At 54.8% G+C, this 19,276-nt stretch carries 12 protein-coding genes; 1 reads left to right on the top strand and 11 read right to left on the bottom strand.

What is annotated here, in order from left to right; genetic code table 11:
- Positions 1 to 4: 4 nt before the first annotated feature.
- The 6 genes from ABEA92_RS26265 to ABEA92_RS26290 form a co-directional block, all read right to left on the bottom strand.
- Positions 5 to 1,846 (bottom strand): alkaline phosphatase D family protein, encoded by a 1,842-nt coding sequence (locus ABEA92_RS26265; RefSeq protein WP_345687908.1) that lies wholly within the window; start codon positions 1,844 to 1,846, stop codon positions 5 to 7.
- Between the two features lie 188 nt (positions 1,847 to 2,034).
- Complete coding sequence (locus tag ABEA92_RS26270) at positions 2,035 to 3,162, bottom strand: acetate/propionate family kinase (RefSeq protein WP_345687910.1); 1,128 nt, start codon at positions 3,160 to 3,162, stop codon at positions 2,035 to 2,037.
- On the bottom strand, positions 3,159 to 5,249 hold the full coding sequence (gene pta / locus ABEA92_RS26275) for a phosphate acetyltransferase (RefSeq protein ID WP_345687912.1): 2,091 nt from the start codon (positions 5,247 to 5,249) through the stop codon (positions 3,159 to 3,161). Before pta ends, ABEA92_RS26270 begins: the two co-directional genes overlap by 4 nt.
- 187 nt (positions 5,250 to 5,436) lie before the next feature.
- Positions 5,437 to 6,642 carry an ABC transporter permease gene (locus ABEA92_RS26280; RefSeq protein WP_345687914.1) on the bottom strand — a complete coding sequence of 402 codons (1,206 nt, stop codon included), beginning with the start codon at positions 6,640 to 6,642 and terminating at the stop codon, positions 5,437 to 5,439.
- A complete protein-coding gene (locus ABEA92_RS26285) occupies positions 6,639 to 7,550 on the bottom strand; it encodes an ABC transporter ATP-binding protein (RefSeq protein WP_345687915.1) in 912 nt (303 codons plus the stop codon). The genes ABEA92_RS26280 and ABEA92_RS26285 overlap by 4 nt, the downstream gene beginning before the upstream one ends.
- Positions 7,551 to 7,586: 36 nt before the next feature.
- Positions 7,587 to 8,663, bottom strand: coding sequence for a Gfo/Idh/MocA family protein (locus tag ABEA92_RS26290; protein WP_345687916.1), 1,077 nt, complete (start codon positions 8,661 to 8,663; stop codon positions 7,587 to 7,589).
- Between the two features lie 201 nt (positions 8,664 to 8,864).
- On the opposite strand from ABEA92_RS26290, the gene ABEA92_RS26295 reads away from it, so the two are divergent.
- A complete protein-coding gene (locus tag ABEA92_RS26295; protein ID WP_345687917.1) occupies positions 8,865 to 12,644 on the top strand; it encodes a glycoside hydrolase family 2 TIM barrel-domain containing protein in 3,780 nt (1,259 codons plus the stop codon).
- Positions 12,645 to 12,775: 131 nt separating this feature from the next.
- Here ABEA92_RS26295 and ABEA92_RS26300 read toward each other — a convergent pair whose 3' ends face one another.
- The 5 genes from ABEA92_RS26300 to ABEA92_RS26320 form a co-directional block, all read right to left on the bottom strand.
- Positions 12,776 to 13,135 carry a DUF2185 domain-containing protein gene (locus tag ABEA92_RS26300; protein WP_345687919.1) on the bottom strand — a complete coding sequence of 120 codons (360 nt, stop codon included), beginning with the start codon at positions 13,133 to 13,135 and terminating at the stop codon, positions 12,776 to 12,778.
- Between the two features lie 147 nt (positions 13,136 to 13,282).
- Positions 13,283 to 14,314: a methyltransferase gene (locus ABEA92_RS26305; RefSeq protein ID WP_345687921.1), complete on the bottom strand. Its 1,032-nt coding sequence runs from the start codon at positions 14,312 to 14,314 to the stop codon at positions 13,283 to 13,285.
- 186 nt (positions 14,315 to 14,500) lie between these two features.
- The gene (locus tag ABEA92_RS26310) at positions 14,501 to 16,345 is read right to left on the bottom strand and encodes an IRE (iron responsive element) (protein WP_345687923.1); all 1,845 of its coding nucleotides are present in this window, start codon (positions 16,343 to 16,345) and stop codon (positions 14,501 to 14,503) included.
- Positions 16,342 to 18,237 (bottom strand): ABC transporter permease, encoded by a 1,896-nt coding sequence (locus ABEA92_RS26315; protein WP_345687925.1) that lies wholly within the window; start codon positions 18,235 to 18,237, stop codon positions 16,342 to 16,344. Before ABEA92_RS26315 ends, ABEA92_RS26310 begins: the two co-directional genes overlap by 4 nt.
- Positions 18,234 to 19,211 (bottom strand): ABC transporter ATP-binding protein, encoded by a 978-nt coding sequence (locus tag ABEA92_RS26320; RefSeq protein ID WP_345687927.1) that lies wholly within the window; start codon positions 19,209 to 19,211, stop codon positions 18,234 to 18,236. Before ABEA92_RS26320 ends, ABEA92_RS26315 begins: the two co-directional genes overlap by 4 nt.
- Positions 19,212 to 19,276: the final 65 nt, after the last annotated feature.

The following is a 19,276-nucleotide window of genomic DNA, read 5'->3' on the forward strand; positions in this document are numbered from 1 at the left end:
ATGTCTATCGGTCAAGAGAAATCGCTTCAGCGTAATCGAGTTCTCCGGTGCGACCGTCGTAATACTGAAAGATCACTTGAGGATGCGGATAGGCCACCAAGCGTTTGCCCCCAAGCTGCTTGGGCATATTAAAGACATTGTTGATTTGCACGACACAGAAATGCGGATACAGCCGCTCGAGTCTCGGTAGATCGTCGAGAATATACGAACTCCAGCGAATGTCACATTTACGAGGCCCGAATTTAAAGATGCCGGTGGCCGGGCGATCGCTCTCGTCAAACTTTGGCACATGATTGACGCTATTGTGCGGTCCACAGCAAAACTCCCAAATGTTTTCGGTCACCTTGATCGCAAAGCTGTTATGCAGGTCACCGGTCATCACGAACACTTTTTTACCCAACTTTTCCCAAGCATCGATCAACAGTTCACGTTCATGGAAGAACCCGGTCCATGCCTCTTCTTTATTTCCGGAAACCTCGTAGCCGCCCGCTCCACTGTGCGGGATCATGAAGGGCACCGTCGAGATCACAAAGAAGAAATCGGCATCACTTTGCTGCATGCTTTCCAGCAGCCATTCGCGTTGAGGTTGGCCCAGCATCGATACGTCGGGCTTGTCTCGCTGTGTGATGTCATGCATCCCTCGATCGCCCCGTGTGTCCAACAGAAAAAACTCGCAATTCGCAACGCGGAACTTTCCGTAGCTCCGTCGACCGATCGAGTAACTGACGTCGCCGTCGACTTTTGCAGGCATGTGCAGCCGCAATGTATGAGCGTCGACGACTTCGCGGATTGCATAAATATAAGAATTTTTATGTCCGTCATCGTTGTCATACTGCATATCATCGGTGCCCGCTTGTTTGGTCCCCCAGTGGACATGCAGGTTCAGCATCTGATCGAGCGGCAGCGTCGTGAAATCGGTATCAGCATCGACCAACAAGTCGCTGCCGGATTTCATCGTAGCGGTACCAAAATGAACCGGTTGCGAGTGTTCGACGGGATTGGCCCAGCCCAGATAGTCGTACCAAGCGGTGGTTCCAATATCGCGAAACACGGCGCGACGGTGCCGTTTTCCTGTTTCTGCAGCGCCCCATATATCGTTGATCAGTTCGTGGTCATCAAACGTGAACAAACTAGGCATGTTGCGGTGCCAACGCGCCATCTCGACGCCCCGCTCTAAATATAGTTTGTAGTTCTCCCAAACGCCTACGATCGTGGGCATCACCTCGACGACGCGAGGAACCTCGTCGATGCCTTGTGTTAAACGCCAAGCTTCGACGGGATACTCACGCTCTTCCTCGTAAAGCCAATCTCCATTCATCACGTGAAAATGAACCTTGTCCGCCCAGTCGCGGTTGAGCGTTTCGTAGGTGGGCGTGCGATGGCCAATCCCGTTGAGAGGATTTTGATTTGCGCACGAACCGATCTGAAAGCGAAAGTTGAACAAACCGTCGGGGTTGTGTTCTGGGTTGCGAGAATCTTCAGCACTTGGCAGCGTACGAAAAGTACCGGGCAGCCCGTGCGGACGCTCATTGACAACGATTTGATAATAGTACCGCGTGTCCGCTTGCAAATCGGTTAGCGTCACGACGCCTGTATTGTCGTTTTCGATTCGTGTTCGAGCGGCATCGCTCCGTTGGTCCATGGCATCTTCGGCGGTACCGTATTGAACCCAAAACGATCCCGGGTCCGAAGTTCGCCCCCAAACTCTGACGCTGTGCGCCGTCGACATCCCGAGCATCGGACCATGCGTCAACCGAATCGGATCGCGTTCAGCCAGTGCTGGCGAAACATCCAGACTAACCCACAAGAGAACGAATAACGGCAGCAAAGAAATAGGGCGTAGCATGATGTCCCGTGGTGCGAGGTAGAGAGGGAGGCAGAACCGACTCGGTTCCAACATCATACTCCGCCCATGCGATCACCGTGAGTTCCGGTTGCCTCGTCTGCTAACCAACCCCCAAACCGACACGCGTGTGACCAAGACCGAAACCTGAGCGTTCCACAAGCGGAACGCAATCGGCCCCGTGCGCCCAATCACGAAAACAGTTGATCGTAAACCTGTTTGGCGATCGCTTGCTCTTCATCGGTCGCCACCACCAAGGTGCGAACGGTCGCCGAAGGGTGGGTTAAATCCGCGATCGTCCGCTCGCCCAGCGGCGATTCATTTGCGTTGGGATCGATCACAATCCCTAGATGAGCCAGCGGAGTCGTGATCAGCGTGCGTAGTTCGGCAGCGTTCTCGCCGACGCCTGCTGTGAACACCAAGGCATCGAGCCCACCGAGAATTGCAAAATAGGCACCGATGTATTTTAGGATTCGATGGACATACACCTCGATGGCCAGCGCGGCATCCGCATCGCCTTGACTTCGCCGCGTCAGAACCGTTCGCATATCGACATCGCCGCAAAGCCCTAGCAATCCACTTTGCTTGTTGAGTAAGGCATCCGTTTGGTCGACCGTCATCCCCGTTTGCCGCATCAAATACAGTGGCACGGAGGCGTCGATGTCACCGGTCCTCGATGCCATCACCAACCCTTCCAACGGAGTCATCCCCATTGATGTATCGATGGCAACGCCATCGATCGACGCGGTAACGCTGGCGCCGCCCCCGAGATGCAGCGAGATGACACGCTGGCCGGTGGTCGCCGCATCAAGCGTATTTATCGCTTGTTCGGTAACGTAACGGTGCGACGTGCCGTGCGCTCCATAACGCCGCACACCATGCTCGCTGTATGCCCAAGTGGCAATCGCGTAGCGGTATGCCTTGGGCGGCAAGCTGGAAAAGTAGGCGGTGTCGAAAACCAAGACTTGGGGAACGGAAAGGTTCCGTGCGGCGATCGCCTCGATGACCGATCTCGCGGGCGGATTGTGCAGCGGCGCAAGCGTATCAAGCGTGGCCAGTTCCACCAGCACATTGTCATCGACAAGCGTCGGTGTGGCGAAGCGAGCGCCTCCTTGCACCACTCGGTGCCCAATCGCGGCCAAGTCGATGTCCTTGTGCCGATCCAATGCAATTCGTGCCGCATTTAGATGATCGGCCGCGTCACCGCCCACTTGACCGATGCGATCGACCAGCCCTTCGGTCAATCGATTTCCCGAGGCCGAGTCGATACAAGCGTATTTCAGCGTCGTGCTGCCAACATTGAAGACAAGGATGTTCATGAGTCTTGAGCCTGGATCGCAGTGATTGCCACCGTGTTAACAATATCAGCCACGGTACACCCACGAGATAAATCGTTCACCGGTTTTCGTAATCCCTGCAGCACAGGGCCGATGGCAACCGCCCCTGCTGATCGCTGGACCGCTTTGTAGGTGTTGTTGCCGGTATTGAGGTCAGGAAAGATGAACACGGTCGCGCGTCCGGCCACCGCACTGCTAGGCAATTTCGTGGCTGCCACGGCGGGATCGATTGCCGCGTCGTACTGCAGCGGGCCTTCGACCAGCAGCTCGGGGCGTTTGCGTTTCAGGATCGCTGTCGCTTCGCGAACCCGTTCAACATCCTCACCATGCCCGCTCTCTCCGGTCGAATACGACAGCATCGCCACCCGCGGATCGATCCCAAATTGCGTCGCCGTGTTGGCGCTGCTCGATGCGATTTCTGCGAGTTGATCCGCCGTCGGATTCGCAATCACCGCGCAGTCGCCGTAAACCAACACGTCATGCTTTAGACACATCAAAAACACGCTACTGACGCATCCGACACCTTCGCGTGTCTTGATGAACTCAAACGCCGGGCGAATCGTGTTCGCAGTGGTGTGGATCGATCCCGAGACCATCCCGCCAGCGAGTCCTTTGGCGACCATCATCGTGCCGAAATAGCTGACTTCGAGCATGCGGTCACTTGCGACGTCCAAGGTCACCCCTTTGTGTTTCCGCATCGAGTAATATTCGTTGACAAACGATTCGCGAAGCGGTGAGGTCTTGGGATCGATGATCTCCACACCAGAATCGGAAATCGAAATTCCCACATGACTCGCCGCAGCACGAATCGCAACCGGATCCCCCAGCAACACAATCTCGGCAACATCACGGCGGCGAAGCACATCGACCGCTTGCAAAATGCGAGGCTCACTGCCTTCTGGCAAGACGATGCGAACACGTTTCTCGCGAGCTCGTTGAATCAACGAGTATTCGAATAACATCGGAGTGACACGGTGTGTGTCGGGCGCCTGCAATCGCGTGGCAAGGTCCTCGGAGTCAATGGATTGTTCGAATAGACCAAGAGCCGAATCAATTTTGCGAGGCGAATGTTCGCCGATTTCTGCGCGGATCTTTGAAGCTTCGGTTGCCGCGGTAAACGTATCCACCGACGTCAACAAAACAGGCATGCCAGACGTGTTGCAAATCAATTGCTGGACCGCCAGCGGCGGCAACATCCCACCGGTCAACAAGATTCCGGCTGGTGATGGCCCGTTCGCATCGAGCGACGCCAGTGCACAGCCGGCCAAAATATCGCTGCGATCCCCTGGCGTGATCACCAGACTCGATGGATACAACCGCTCGAGAAAGTCCGGCAACAGCATCGCAGCGACCTTCAACCGCGTCACTTCGCGATCAAACGTCGTTTCGTCGCCACTGAATTTCGTCGCATTGAGTCCCACTTGAATCTCGCGAAGCGTCGGTTGACGCAGTAGCGGTTCCTCAGGAAGCAGGTACAAGGGAGCTTGGGAAGCCGACGATGTCTGGTTGTAGGCCGACCGCAGCTCCGATTCATTCGCTGCATCAATTTGGTTCAGTACCGTGGCAATGACCTGGCCTCCACGGTCCGTAATACTATCGTTGCCGATGTAAATCGACTGCATACAGTCTTCGACACTTTTGCCCCGTGCCGAATACACGGGCATGATCGCACAGCCAAGATTGACCGCGATATCCGAATTCAGCTCAAATTCGATTTCTTGCGCCAATCCTTGAAAACTCGTCCCCTCGACGATCACAAAGTCGCACGTCTCCTGCAAACGTTTGAACTTCTGTTGGATGCGTTGGATTAGCCCCTCGTAACGATCCTCTGCCAACATGCGGCGGGCTTCGATTCGCGTGACCCCCGCCATTTCGTCTGGGTCGGTTGTGATTTGGTAGCGCGATCGCATCAACCGGATGCTTTGATCTTCGTGCGGGCGAGAACGAACGACGGGGCGAAAGAAGTGCACGCGGTCGAAACGACGCATCGCTAATTCCATCACCCCAAGGGCAACCATTCGCTTGCCGGTCGCGTTTTCATTCGTCGCAATGTAGAGGCTGTCAGGCATGACATTTTGCTGCGTGAGGTGAAAAAGTGGCGAAATTCAGCCGCATCCGCACAAACGAAGTTGGCTCGATCACCCCTGGTACCAAATTGACCGCTCTCATTGAATGCGAAAACGCAAAACCAATGAAGGTGAGGGCAATCCAGCGAGAGGTGGTTGTGCCAAAACCGCACAGTTGGCTTCGAATTCACTAACGTGTATCCCAGCGATCCGCATACAACCGTGCAATGCAGGCGAGAATGATCGTCATCCCGAGCAAGACGGTCACTTCCAACCGCAGTGAGGTGACGGGCAAATCGTACCAGAATACTTTTTGGTATCCATCAAGCGCCCAGGCGTTGAATGTCAGTTTCCCCCACTGCTGCATTTCTTGGCTCATCACGTAACGCGGCACCATACTGCCACCGAGTGCCGACATGGTCAGGATCAGCACGGTCGAAACGGCAGTCAATTGGGTACGAGACCGACAAAATACGGCAAGACAAATGCCTAGACTCGCCGTGGCGGACGCCGTGCAGAAGGTCATCAATGCAAAACCGCTTCGATGGCCAAACAAATCGACCGAAAACACTTGCTGTGCCCACAGGAACATCACCGTCAATTGCACGCAACCAAGGCACATGATGTACAGCCATTTGCCAGCCAACAGTTCGCTGACACTCAACTGGCTCGACAGCAACCGGTCGAGCGTGCCGGCTTCGTGTTCCTCCAGCAGACTCCCGCCCGCTCCGGTCGCCGAAAACAGCAAGAACATCACTGCGATGCCGGCGGCGTACATTGCAATTTTGGGATTGTGCTTGCCCGCACCAAACAAATTGTTGGACTCGACGTCGATCAGCGAATCGGCCGCTCCGACGTCCGCAGTGGTTGCCTTCGCCGATCTTTCGAGACTCGCCGACGACGACGCAGGGTCAAGCGAATTTGCCGGCGGCGAATCCCGAGTGGCTGCGGCAACGACTTGCGCCAACATCACACGAATGATTTGGTCGCCGATCGGATTGCTGCCCTCGCTGAACAGTTTGACTGTCGACTTGGATCGCGATTTCAAATTGGCTTCGATTCCGCGAGGCAGGTACACCACGGTCGCGACGTCGTGGTCTCGCAGCACCACGCGGTTGAGTCGCTCGATTGGCCACCGCTTGGTCGTATTCAGCAGCCCCAGATCGATTTGCAGTGCCGATTGTTGCTTCAGCAGACTTGCGATCCGTTGGCTGGTCGCGGTCATGTCGTCATCAACGATCGCAACGTTGATTGCGGCATCACCGCTGCTGACGCCCCGGCTGAAAATCATCGCAAAAATACTGAAGAACAAGATTGGCAACACCAGCACCATCACAAGCTCTTGTTTGTTGTTCCACAACCGCAACAGCGAGATTTGAAAAATGGTTGCAATCATTCTCGCAGTTCCTTGCCCGTTAGATGCAAGAAGACATCCTCAAGCGTCGGCTGCTTTAACACCACTTGGGCCACTTGTAGTTGATCACGCTCGAGGCTTGTCAAGATTTCAGCCAATTGAGTGGCAGGGTTCGAAATCTCGCACGTTCCGGTCGTCCCGGACTCGTCCATCGACAAACCATGCCGTGTTGCATCGACGACATGCGGAAATCGGATCCGCAGCAATTGGCAGTGTCCGACCGTTCTAGCGATCAATTCATCCAACGTGCCCATCCCGATCACCTTGCCTTGGTCGACGATCGCGATCCGATCACAGCGATATTGAGCTTCGTCCAATTGGTGCGTGGTCAAAAGAATTGCTGTCCCACGGTCACGCAGTTCGTCAATCATTTCATGGATGCGGCCTCGGCTTTGTGGATCGACTCCCACGGTCGGTTCGTCGAGAAGCAAGATCGCAGGACGATGCAAGACACTGCATGCGATATTGAGCCGACGCTGCATCCCACCGGAAAATGTTTTCACAAGATGGTGACGCCGATCGGTAAGGTTCGCCCACTGCAGCGCCTGGTCGACTCGCTGACCAAGTCGGCGTCGATTCACGGCATGCAGTTTCCCAAACACCATCAAGTTTTGTTGCGCCGTTAAATCGTCATATAGAGCGATGCTTTGCGGAACCACGCCAAGCGATCGAGTGCGATCGGTTCCCAACGCAAATTTAAATGATCCATTATCCAATCGACTACGGCCGGCCAGACAGCGAATCAAAGTGGTTTTGCCGGCACCATTCGGACCAAGCAACCCAAGCAGCTCGCCGGGATAAAGATCGAGCGACAAACCACGCAGCGCACGCGTTTTGCCATGCGACTTTTCCGCAGCTTGGATCGAAAGGATTGCAGTGAGTGAAGCCATTCAAGCAGGATTCCAAATTGGCATGACGATGCACGCTTAATCCAGCAGCGGCAATGTCGCCCGCTGCTGTGCACTTTGCACCGCCGTGTCGACAATTTGTTGACCGATGCGGCTGATCTCGGGGCTTAGCGGTCCTTCGACTTGACCTCCGCGGGTAATCACATCGACCATGTACTGCACCGGATTCTGCTGAGGCGGCGTCAGCACGTCTACCTCGATCGGGTGCGCGGCGGGCTGGTTTTCGGTTTGAAGATTGACGACGCCGGCATAGTCTTCGCTAGAAATCGTTCCCTGCGTCCCCACGATCACAAAACCGCACTTGGGTTGTGGTTGGTGTGTCCACGGATCCGTAAAGGTTCCCCAGCGAGTTTCAAATTTGGACAAACCGGTGCGATAGCGGGCGACAATGATACTGTGCTCGTCCACCTCCAATCCCTCGGGCTGGTCGACGACACAGCTGACTTCGATCGGGCGACGGCCGTTCATGAACCACGTCCCCAGCGTTGTTCCGTAGCCGGCATAATCAAGCAGCGACCCACCGCCTTGGTCTCGCTTGTAAAACCAGCTGTTAGGTTTTTCACGCTCGACGTCGCTGGCGGTTCGCTCGACCTTATCGGCGGCATGCCACAGCGGGCCACGGTTGCCGCCATAGTGATGCACTTCGAGGACCTCGCCGATCACGCCTTCGTCGATCAACCGCTTGGCGGTGCGATGCGATGGCATCCAAGTCAGTGGCCAATTGATCGCCAACCGGCTTCCCGAAGCCTGTGTGGCCGCGATCATCCGGTCGGCTTCGGCCAACGACCCGGCAAACGGCTTCTCGACCATAATGTCGCAACCGAACGGAGCGACCTTTTCGACCCACTCGCCATGCTGCGACGCCGCCGGGCAAAGGATCACCAGATCGGGTTTGGTTTGCTGAAGACACGCCACGTGATCCGTAAAAATGCGGTCCTCAGGAACCTGAAATGATTTTGCCGCAGCAGTCATTCGCTGAGGATCATTGTCGCACAGCCCAACGATCTCGGCGTCGGGGTGTTCGTGCACCATTCGCAACAAATCCCCCATATGAAAATGATCAAAATTGATACCCGCGATTTTGAATCGAGCCATGTCTGAAAACACTAATTGCAAAGGAGGATAGAAAAACAGGTCTTCGGCAATGACAACCGATTGTAGCGTTTTGCAGGGTCGTTGATGTGCGAGCCCAGCGCAATTCCGTTAGACTAATTCGATCCCCAAAACATGATGCAGAGTCCACCCCCATGACGATCTGCGGCTTGTCCTGTCTATCAAAACGAGAGTGAGTCCAAGATGCTTTCTGAATCGCAAGGCAATCGTCGGCCCCTTCTACGATCCTCCCTAATCGCACGCTCGATCACATTTGCGGCCTGTGCCATTTGTCTTTGCTGCTACACCACACCCGCGACCGCAGAACCCCACGATTGGGAAAACGAACAGATCGTTTCGCAAAACAAGCAACCACCACGTGCGACGTCGTTGCCGTTTGCGGATCGCGAAAGTGCAATCCAAGCCACCCCCGAAGCAACGCCTTACTTCCAAAGTCTCAATGGGATTTGGAAATTCAACTGGGTGAAGCAACCGAGCGATCGACCGGTTGATTTTTACCGTCCTGATTTTGATGTTCGCCAATGGGACGATTTGGCGGTGCCAAGCAATTGGCAGATGCATGGATACGGTGTTCCGCTTTACAGCAATATCCCCTATCCGTTCAAAAAAGATCCGCCTCGCGTGATGGGCGAGCCGCCAAAACACTTTACTAATTTTGATCAACGCAATCCGGTTGGATCGTACCGTCGCCAATTCGCCATCCCCGAGCAGTGGAAGGATCGCCAAACGTTCTTGCAATTCAACGGGGTCGACTCGGCGTTTTACGTGTGGGTCAACGGTGAAAAGGTTGGCTACAGCCAAGACAGCCGCACTCCGGCACTTTTTAACATCACGTCCTTCCTGCAGCCTGGCGAGAACACCTTGGCGGTGGAGGTTTATCGCTATAGCGACGGCAGCTACCTGGAGGACCAAGACTTCTGGAGACTCAGCGGGATCTTTCGCGACGTTTTCCTCTGGTCCGCAGCCCCGCTGCATGTACGTGACTTTTTTGTGCATACCGATCTGGACTCGGACTACCAAGACGCAAAATTGTCGGTCGATATCGAAATCGCCAATTCAGGAAATAGCGAACAGAGCTTTACAGTCGCAGCCGAATTGATCGACGATCAAAATGCAACCGTATTTCGCGACGTTATCGCGACGGGAAAGGTTCCCGCGAATCGTTCGACGAATCGAACCTTGACCAAAGACGTTGTCGCACCAAAGCTGTGGTCAGCCGAAAACCCCAACCTCTATCGATTGCTTTTGACATTAAGTGATGATCAAGGCAACGTGATCGAAGTAACCACCTCGCGAGTCGGTTTTCGCAAGGTCGAAATCAAACAAGGCCTACTGCACATCAACGGCAAATACGTCTACTTGAAAGGTGTCAATCGGCACGAGCATGATCCCGACACTGGGCACACAGTTTCGACCGCTTCGATGATCGAGGACATCAAGCTGATGAAACAATTTAATATCAACGCGGTTCGTACCAGCCATTATCCGAACGACCCGCAGTGGTACGATCTGTGCGATCAATATGGTTTGTATTTAGTCGATGAAGCAAACATCGAATCGCACGGGATGGGTTACGGCCAAGAATCGCTCGCGAAGGATCCGGCTTGGGGAAAAGCTCACCTGGACCGTACCGAGCGGATGGTCGAACGAGACAAGAACCATCCCTCGGTGATCATTTGGTCGCTCGGTAACGAAGCCGGTAACGGCGTGAATTTCATGGACGACTACGACTGGATCAAAAAACGCGATCCGTCGCGTCCGGTCCAATACGAACGCGCTGGATACGACGACCGAAACACCGACATTCGTTGCCCAATGTATGCCGGCATTGACGAGATCGTCAGTTACGCGTCAAAGAATCCTGATCGTCCGCTGATCTTGTGCGAGTACGCTCATGCGATGGGCAACAGCGTCGGTAATTTCCAAGATTACTGGGACGCGATCGAGTCCTATGATCACCTGCAAGGTGGATTCATTTGGGATTGGGTTGACCAAGGTCTTCGCAAAACGATCCCCACCATGGTGATTGTCAAGGATCAACAAAACAGCGACCTATCCGCGAACGTGATCGGAGACGTGGATGCCGAAAAGGGAGTCACCGGAGCGGTTGTGGTCGGACGGTCCAAGGCGTTGCAGTTGACCGAAACCTTGACACTCGAAGCGGTGATTAACGGCAACCATGCTTCGGCATTTTGCCCGCTGATTTCCAAGGGCGACCATCAATACTTGCTGCGATTGGATGCCAAAGGCATCAACTTCACCCTGTACACCGACGCATGGAAAGGCCTTCACGTTACCTATGACAACGCACAGCTGCACGAAGGTCAAAACCGCATCACCGCGACCTACGATGGCAAGCACCAACGGCTGTATGTCAACGGCAAACAGGTAGGTGAAAAAGAATTGCAGGGAACGATTCACCCGAGTGTGTTTGACGTCAACATTGGTCGCAATTCCGAAGTCACCAACCGAGTGTCATCACTGCCGATTCGTGAAGCAAGAATCTACAACCGCCCGCTGTCGGCTGAAGAAGTCGCCAACGTTCAGCAGCGAGGTAAGGAAGGGCTTGTCTTGGATCTCGACCTTCGCAAAACGCAACAACAGCAGCGACCGGCGAACAGCCCCGATACGTTTTTTGCCTACGGTGGCGATTTTGGGGACCAACCCAACGATGGTAATTTTTGCATGAATGGTCTCGTCCAACCGGATCGCCGTCTGAATCCTCATCTTTGGGAAGTCAAAAAGGTTCACCAAAACATCAAGGTAACCGCGGTCGATTTGGCGAATGGTAAGTTTGCAGTCCAGAACAAGTTTCTATTCACCAATCTGAACGAGTTCATCGCCAAATGGGTGATACGCCGCGACGGTGACCCCATTCGCTCGGGAACGCTCGACCGTTTGGACATCGCACCATTAACAAGCGACGAAATCACACTACCCGTGGATGGGCTGGACGATCAAAACGGCGAGATCCTGTTAACCATTTCCTTTGAATTACCGGCCCCGCTGCCTTGGGCAGACGCCGGACACCGGATCGCTTGGGACCAATTTGTGCTTCACGATTGGAGTACCAGTCTGACCACCGATAGCGAGGAACCTACCCGTGTGGTGGTCAGCGAAACGCAGGATCAGGTGGAAATTACCGCCGGCAAAACTGTGGCCACGTTTGCGAAGAGCAGCGGAGAACTCCGTTCGCTCGAGGTGGATGGTCATGCGCTGTTTTCCGGACCGCTTGTGCCACAGTTTTGGAAAGCGCCAAACGACAACCAATATCGCAACAAGTACTTGAGCCGGTTGGGTGCGTGGCGGAATGCAGCCGACCAGCGGACGCTGACGAAGATGATGGTCGAGGAACAAAAAGACCACGTCGATGTCATCACTGAATCCGATCTGCCCGTGGGTGATGCTCGATTGACACTGCGATACTCAATTTTCCCCGGTGGTCACATCCATGTCGTTTCCGACTACGATCCAGGCCAAGGGGAACGGCCGCTGATTCCTCGCTTTGGCATGCAAGTCAAAGTCCCGCAAGCGATGGATCAAGTACGTTGGTATGGCCGTGGCCCGCAGGAAACGTACTGGGATCGCAAAACCGGAGGTGAGATCGCGGTCTATGAATCGAGCGTCGACGAGATGGTGCATCCGTATTGCCGGCCACAAGACGTAGGTAACCGGACCGACGTCCGATGGATCGCCGTCGTTGACAAAGCGGGACGAGGGCTGAAGTTCACCGGCAAAGCTCCCGTAAGCATGAGTGCATGGCCGTTCACGATCGAGGATGTGGAAACCGCATCCCATCCCTATCAATTGCCGCGTCGAGATTTCAATTTGCTCAGCATCGACGCAAAGCTACACGGCGTCGGTGGTGACAATTCGTGGGGAGCACAGACGCATGCTCAGTACACGATCCCGGGTGATCAACCGCTGCACTACGAATTCACGATCTCGCCGATCACCCCGTAGGTACGCAACGCAGATTTGGCAAAAGCGAACGGGATCGACGATTCGTTCGATCCGCACGGCCAGGACTCGGCTGCAGCCCGGTATACGGGAAACGGAGAACGTGTCAGCCTACTTTATCGAAGTGAGGGTGATCACCCCTCGTCTTCGTCTTCTTCGTCGTCATCCGAGACATCGACGAACGCGCCGCTCTCTTCATCTCGCTCGAATGCCGAACCTTCGGGGGCATCGAGCAGCGGGATAATGTCGGGGTCAAAGTTGGCGATTTCGTTGACGTCGTAGATACCGGTATTGTTGGCGTCATCGAGATATTTCTGGGTCTCGGTTCCCGCCAGGAAACGCCACCCGCTGTCCTCTTCGAAATCCGCTTCCTCACGGTACATGTAGCCCACCGGATTGCCATCGACGGTGATCGCGTCCGTGGCAAAGCAACCTCCAAAGCCCTCAGCGAGGGGTTGGATTTCAGCAGCAGAAAGGGCAAACTTTTTTTTCACAACGACGGCTTCTATCGAATTGGTGCAATGCGGAGGACGCTCCGTTTCAATTGCACCATGATGGTGCAATTCCATTGTTCATTGTAGCGAACTGGCGACCGGGGCCAAGTTTGGGTAGAGGCAACGTTGACGGGCCGCCGATTCCGGCTATTTGTAGGCCACGGCCGCACTGGACGGCCCTGCCAAGTGGATCACGTCAAAGCGTTGAAAACCGACTTGTCCACACCATTGACGGAAATCGGCTCCGGAATAGTCAAACGCGTCACCGAACTCGATCAACATGTTCAATGACATCAAAAGCCCATGAACATTTTCTCGACGGGCATCATCGATCAGGGCTTCGATGGCAATCAACGCTCCCCCAACGGGCAATGCGTCATAAGCGGCCTGGATCAACTGCATTTTCTTGTCGAGATTCCAGTCGTGCAGGATCATGCCCATCGTGATCACGTCGGCACGTGGCAATGGATCGGCAAAGAAATCCCCGGCGGCCGTGTCGATCCGTTCGCTCAACCCAGACGCAGCAATATGTTTTTGAGCGATCGGCTGGACCGCTGGCAAATCAAAACTAGTGCACTTCAGGTGCGAGTGTCTTTTGGCGACTTCGATGCACAATAGCCCGCTGGCGCCTCCAACGTCACACAGCGTTTGGTAGCCCGAGAAATCAAATTTGTCCGCCAACGCCTCAAAGTTGATCCGCGACAATCCTGTCATCGCACCGATGAACTGCTCCAATCGCGGCAAGTCCGAGTAGAGTTCCTCGAACATCCCCTTCTGCCCATGCTTGATTTCGTTCTGCGGTTTGCCGGTGCGTAACGCTTCAGGTAGATCGTTCCAAAATTTGAACAACCTGGCATTCAGCATGACGAGAATGCCGCCGATGTAACGCGGACTTGCTTCGTCGAGAAACAACGCCGCTTCAGGCGTGTTGAAGTACAAGGATGTCGGGCCGTCGCCATCGCGGCCAAGAAACTTCATCGCCACCAAGGCGTCAAAAAAGTCGGCGATCCCACGCGGGTGCAGCCCCAATTCCGCACCAAGTTCGGCGCCGCTCACATGCCGGTCGCCAAGCTTGGTGAACACTCCAAACTCGACTGCAGTCAGCAGTACTTTGGAATGCCAAAAGCCAAACGCGGTCTGCAAGATCGCGGACGGATCCGCAGGGTGATTGGTAGTCATAAACGCGTTCCCCCGTAACAGACGTTTGTTTGCGGAAATGGCGGAACGCAACCCAAAGCGGCGGTCTAGCGTGGCGGCGAAAACACCCACCACCGCCACCTCTCGCAGTCAAAACCGCAGACGACGCTCGAGGTGATCCACTTCAACAAGCGATCCCGGTCAAAACGTGGATCGACTCTATCTCGATTACGACTCGTCGGCGTTCTCGGACTCCGCTTGTGAATCGGATTCGTCCGCCGTCTCGACCTCGGTCACTTCCGCTTCTTCGGTCTCCGCCTTTTCAGCGTCAGGGGCGTCGTCGTCTTGCGATACCTCTTCGGTCTTGTCATCGCCGGACGTCTCTGCCTCGCTTTCGTCTTCCTTCTTCATCTCGGCCGCTTCGTCCTCCTCAGCAGCCTTTTCCTCAGCAGCCTTTTCCTCAGCAGCCTTTTCCTCAGCAGCTTTCTCTTCGGCGGCCTTCTTTTCAGCTGCTTTCTTTTCCTCGGCAGCCTTCATTTCTTCGGCAGCCTGACGCTCTCGTTCGCGTTCTTCGGCTTCCAATTCCTTCTTGCGTTGCTCGGCCTTCTCTTTCTGAGTCAGACGAATGTCCTCGTAGACTTCGGAGCTGACTTCGCGTCCACCGGCCATCATTTCAACAAACGCATTGAGCGGGAAATCCTCTGGCAATTCTTCGCTATCGATCGCAACTGAGTAACGTCGAACCGACTGCATCAGATCCTCGGCCGAATCGTCGATCGTCAGAATCGGATAGTCGTCAAAGATTTCGGCCCAGATCGCAAACGCTTGCTCATACAGATCGATCGCCTTGTCCAGCTCGGCGGCTTCGTTGGCCTTTTCGGCTTCATAGATCAAGCGACGCGCGGTGACGGTTCGCTCTTCTTGCTCGGCCAACGACAACGTATCCCAGTAAGGATAATTGATCTGTTTACGGTAACCATCGGTCTTGTTGCGACGTTGCTCGAGGTCGGCAATCTCGCCAGCCAATTCGATCGCTTGCAATCGCACTTTCGGATCGGCTCGTTTCGCCAACGTCATGAAATCGGAATGTTCGTTCGCTCCGGCCGCCGCGTCGCCGACCGTCTTTTTGAACTCTTCGATCCGCAGTGCTTTTAGCCGAACGAGCTCATCCAGCTGGCCCAATTTGATCGTAAAGGGCGAAGTCGTAGGAACACTTCGCTCGCCGAATCGGCGCCAACCTTCGGATGCCAACTGCCATGCGTTTTGGGCACGGTCATCCAACACGCCTTCTTCTTCGATCGCTTCGGCGTGCTTGATCCGCCACTTCGGACCGGTTTCAAAGAAGTTCAGCGGGGTTTGGCGACGAATTTTCACGCCCGAATCGACGATGTCATATCCGTGCATCAACCACAATCGTCCGACCAACCAATTGTCAGGTTTAAAGTAGGGACCTCGCGCCTCGGGGCTGTCCACGGCGATCCCTTGTTTCATCAACGATTCGTGCAGCACTTCGTCTTCGGAGAACAGTTTTCGGAACTGAGTCTTCTCGTCGGACATCCCCATTTTGTTGCCATAGAACCATCCGGTGTACCAGACCAAACGGGGTGCGTTACGGTTTTGGCGAACCCCTTTGGACAAGAACTCCGTCCCCTCACGCACCATTTCGTAGCGTTGGCGATAATCGTCGAACTCGGTCGAAACGTTGTAGGCAAGGTTGTGAGCCTGATGCTCCCAAACTTTGTCAAAGTGAGGCTGCAGCAGTGCGATGTTGTTGAGGGTCGCCTTCAGACGGTCCCATTCGTGCAGCACCTTGTAATGATGCGCCTTATTCCACAACAGCGTTGCCGCCACTCCGCGAAGTCCCAACGAAGCCAGTTTCATCGTTTCACTGGCCGGACTGATTTCGCCAAGGTCGCTTTCGGCGATATTAAACTTATCCCGCATCTCGGTTAGCTGACCGCCGGTATCCCCGCTGCCACCGCTCGGTTGACCAAGCATGTACAAGGGGACCACCATGGCCAACAGGATGACGAGGTAGATAAGTTTGCGACTGAGGACAGTAGTTCGGTTCATGCCGCGATCTCACGCGATTTCAAGAAGAAGTAACTGACAACAAATGCCAAAATGCAATAGCCAAGCGTTGCGGCGGCATGGCGTGCCAACAACGCACCAAAGATATCGAAACCGCTAGCGGCATACTCCGCCGTACTGACCATCTTGGGCAAGTTCGGCAGTGCGGTCGCGATTGCGTCAAGCGTATAGACAATTCCCGCATCAACCGCTTTGATCACTTTGCCGGCCAACGCATCGACGTCCAACTGAGTCGTCATCGCATCCTGTTTCAAAATACGAACAACCGATTCAATCGGTCCTCCACCTCGTTCGATTCCCGAATCGATGTAGTAGCGGGTGTCGTAAACCTGTTCGGCCGAGAACCCGAGCAACACGCACACGGCGGTCGCCACCATCGCCACAGGACCACTGAGGAACGTACTGAACATCACCCCAAAGGCAATGATCATCGTCATCTGCAACCAGATCGAAATGTAAGCCTTGGTCAAGTTCCAACCAAAACTGTTCTCACCGGGACGCAAGTAGACGCCGCTCTTGGTCACCCCAAGGTATTGGCTGCGGTCCAAACAGCGAATTTGCACCAACATCTGACCGTTTTCGTCCACCAAATCGTCGAACACATTCAGCATTCGCGTTTCGTTACCGTCGGTGCCTTCGATATTGAGTGGCAACAATTTTTCGTCGACGGTGTATTCGTCAACGATGAAGGTGATCGGGTTACTGCTGATCGCTTGATCGGGATGCTTCATCGTGATCGAACCACGAATCCCGGTCACGATATCGCCCTTGAACGAACGGTAAGCTCGAATCGACATGTCCAGCGGCAATCCGTCGGGATAACGCTCGGGCGTGACATCGGAAAAGGTGAATTCGGCCACACCAAGCGTTCCGCCTTCGATGTAACCATGTTCGGCGCGACGAGGCCCTTGGGTCACGCCGACCAATCGCGCGATCCCGGCACTTCCGTAACCCTCTTGGACCTTTTCGTTACCGACGTCGATCCCGGCGTCCTTTTTGTCGCCTTGGCGATCATAGAACTGGACTTCACCGTAGGATGGAATCCGAGCACGCAGGGCGCCGGTCGCCGGACCGATTGTGAACGAGCCATCTTCGGCTTGCGTGACCACGTGGCGGTGTCCACGAACCATGTCGGTAAGCCCCAGGCCTCCGGAATCAGGGTCAATCGAAAACGTGTGCTTATGGCCACGAATGTAATCGGTTTCGCCTTCGAGTCGGCCATTGCTGAGTTCACGCACATCGGTCACTTCGAGGTGCGTGTGACGCAAACCACGCGTGACGAACAAGTAGCTCGCCAATCCCATCGGAACCATCATCATGGTTCCCACGGCAACAAAGCCGAGCATCCGGCCGAGTACGATTTCGGTGGGACGCACCGGTTTGGTGACGATCGTATAGATCGTTTTACTCTTGATATCCGCTGGCAGCGAAAACGCACTGATGAACAACGCCAAGGCGAGGATCAGATAGTTCGTGGCGGTCAAAACAAAGCTGATGTACAGCCGCGCAGGATCATCGCTTTCGGGGTTCAAATACCATCCGGCTAATAGCAAGCCAACGACGAACAAGCCGACGACGAACAAGACTTTTCGACGAATCGCCTCTTTGAACGCCAACCGGGCCAGCGCCATCACGCGGCGTGCCGACGTGCCGGGCAAGTCGAAACGAATCAGGTCGCGAACCGTGCGGGCAACCGCGTAAAAACCTTCGCTCGGTCCATAGCGGGCAGCCGAGACCATGTATCCAATGATCAATCCCAACACAATCGCGAGCACGAACAGCACGATGCCTTGCAGCAACGCACTTTCGAGAAACGCATTGGGACGGACAAGCCATTCATAAAATGACCAGAAATCCTCAGGTTGTAGCGTCATTGACCGGCTTCCTCCGTCACATCACTTTCGCTCGTCACCCGACGTGCTCCGGGGCGATTTTCACTTTCACGAACGATGTTCAAGAACAGGTCTTCCATCGTTGTCGTTGGGTTGTCGATCGATTCGACCGTTCCGCCGTGCCGTTTGATCACATCGGCGATCTCGGACTTGGCCGCATCGCTTAACCCACGTGCGTGAACCTCGGTGATGTCTTGGACCTTCAACAGATCCGAAACACGGCCAAGTTCCTTCAGTTCGCCTTGATGCAGAATCGCAACCCGGTCACAAACGTCTTGCACGTCGGCCAATTGGTGGCTGCACAGCAGAACCGTCTTGCCTTGGTCACGCAGCGCGAGGATCAAATCCTTCATCTCGCGAGTTCCGATCGGGTCGAGGCCCGTGGTCGGTTCGTCGAGCAAAATCAGGTCGGGATCGTTAATGAGCGCCTGGGCCAACCCGACACGTCGCGTCATCCCTTTACTGTATTCGCGAAGCTGGCGGTGTTTGGCGCCTTGCAGCCCGACCAGCTTGATCAATTCGTCGACGCGTTTCTTTCGGTCGGCACCGGACATATTGAACAGTCGACCGTAGAAATCGAGCGTTTCCTCGGCCGTCAAAAATTTGTACAGGTACGATTCTTCGGGCAGGTAGCCGATCCGCTCGTTTTTGCTCGTTTCGGTCGCGTCCTTGTCAAACACCAGCACACGGCCGCTGGTTGGGAACAGCAACCCGAGGATCAGTTTGATCGTCGTCGATTTGCCGCTACCGTTGGGACCGAGCAGACCGAAGATTTCGCCGCGGCGGACTTCAATATCGAGCGACTTCAGCGCGTGGACCTTCTTTCGGCCCCAAAAGTCGCGATAGATCTTGCTCAGGTTTCGGGTTTCAATGACCACCCCCGAATCGGTGTCCGCAGAACTATTCGGAGCGGGTTGGCCGGCAGACTCAGCGACCGCAGTAGCATCGGTATCCACGAGCAAACGCTTTCTGTGTTGAGAAGAAGGAAAATGGGATCGTAACGGTTTGGAATCTCAGCAAA

Source organism: Novipirellula caenicola (assembly GCF_039545035.1).
In the GTDB taxonomy this organism is placed as follows: Bacteria; Planctomycetota; Planctomycetia; order Pirellulales; family Pirellulaceae; genus Novipirellula; species Novipirellula caenicola.

Coding starts and splice junctions, on each gene's coding strand:
- ABEA92_RS26265 (WP_345687908.1), bottom strand. CDS start 1,846: ATGCTACGCCCTATTTCTTTGCTGCCGTTATTCGTTCTCTTGTGGGTT.
- ABEA92_RS26270 (WP_345687910.1), bottom strand. CDS start 3,162: ATGAACATCCTTGTCTTCAATGTTGGCAGCACGACGCTGAAATACGCT.
- pta (WP_345687912.1), bottom strand. CDS start 5,249: ATGCCTGACAGCCTCTACATTGCGACGAATGAAAACGCGACCGGCAAG.
- ABEA92_RS26280 (WP_345687914.1), bottom strand. CDS start 6,642: ATGATTGCAACCATTTTTCAAATCTCGCTGTTGCGGTTGTGGAACAAC.
- ABEA92_RS26285 (WP_345687915.1), bottom strand. CDS start 7,550: ATGGCTTCACTCACTGCAATCCTTTCGATCCAAGCTGCGGAAAAGTCG.
- ABEA92_RS26290 (WP_345687916.1), bottom strand. CDS start 8,663: ATGGCTCGATTCAAAATCGCGGGTATCAATTTTGATCATTTTCATATG.
- ABEA92_RS26295 (WP_345687917.1), top strand. CDS start 8,865: ATGCTTTCTGAATCGCAAGGCAATCGTCGGCCCCTTCTACGATCCTCC.
- ABEA92_RS26305 (WP_345687921.1), bottom strand. CDS start 14,314: ATGACTACCAATCACCCTGCGGATCCGTCCGCGATCTTGCAGACCGCG.
- ABEA92_RS26310 (WP_345687923.1), bottom strand. CDS start 16,345: ATGAACCGAACTACTGTCCTCAGTCGCAAACTTATCTACCTCGTCATC.
- ABEA92_RS26315 (WP_345687925.1), bottom strand. CDS start 18,237: ATGACGCTACAACCTGAGGATTTCTGGTCATTTTATGAATGGCTTGTC.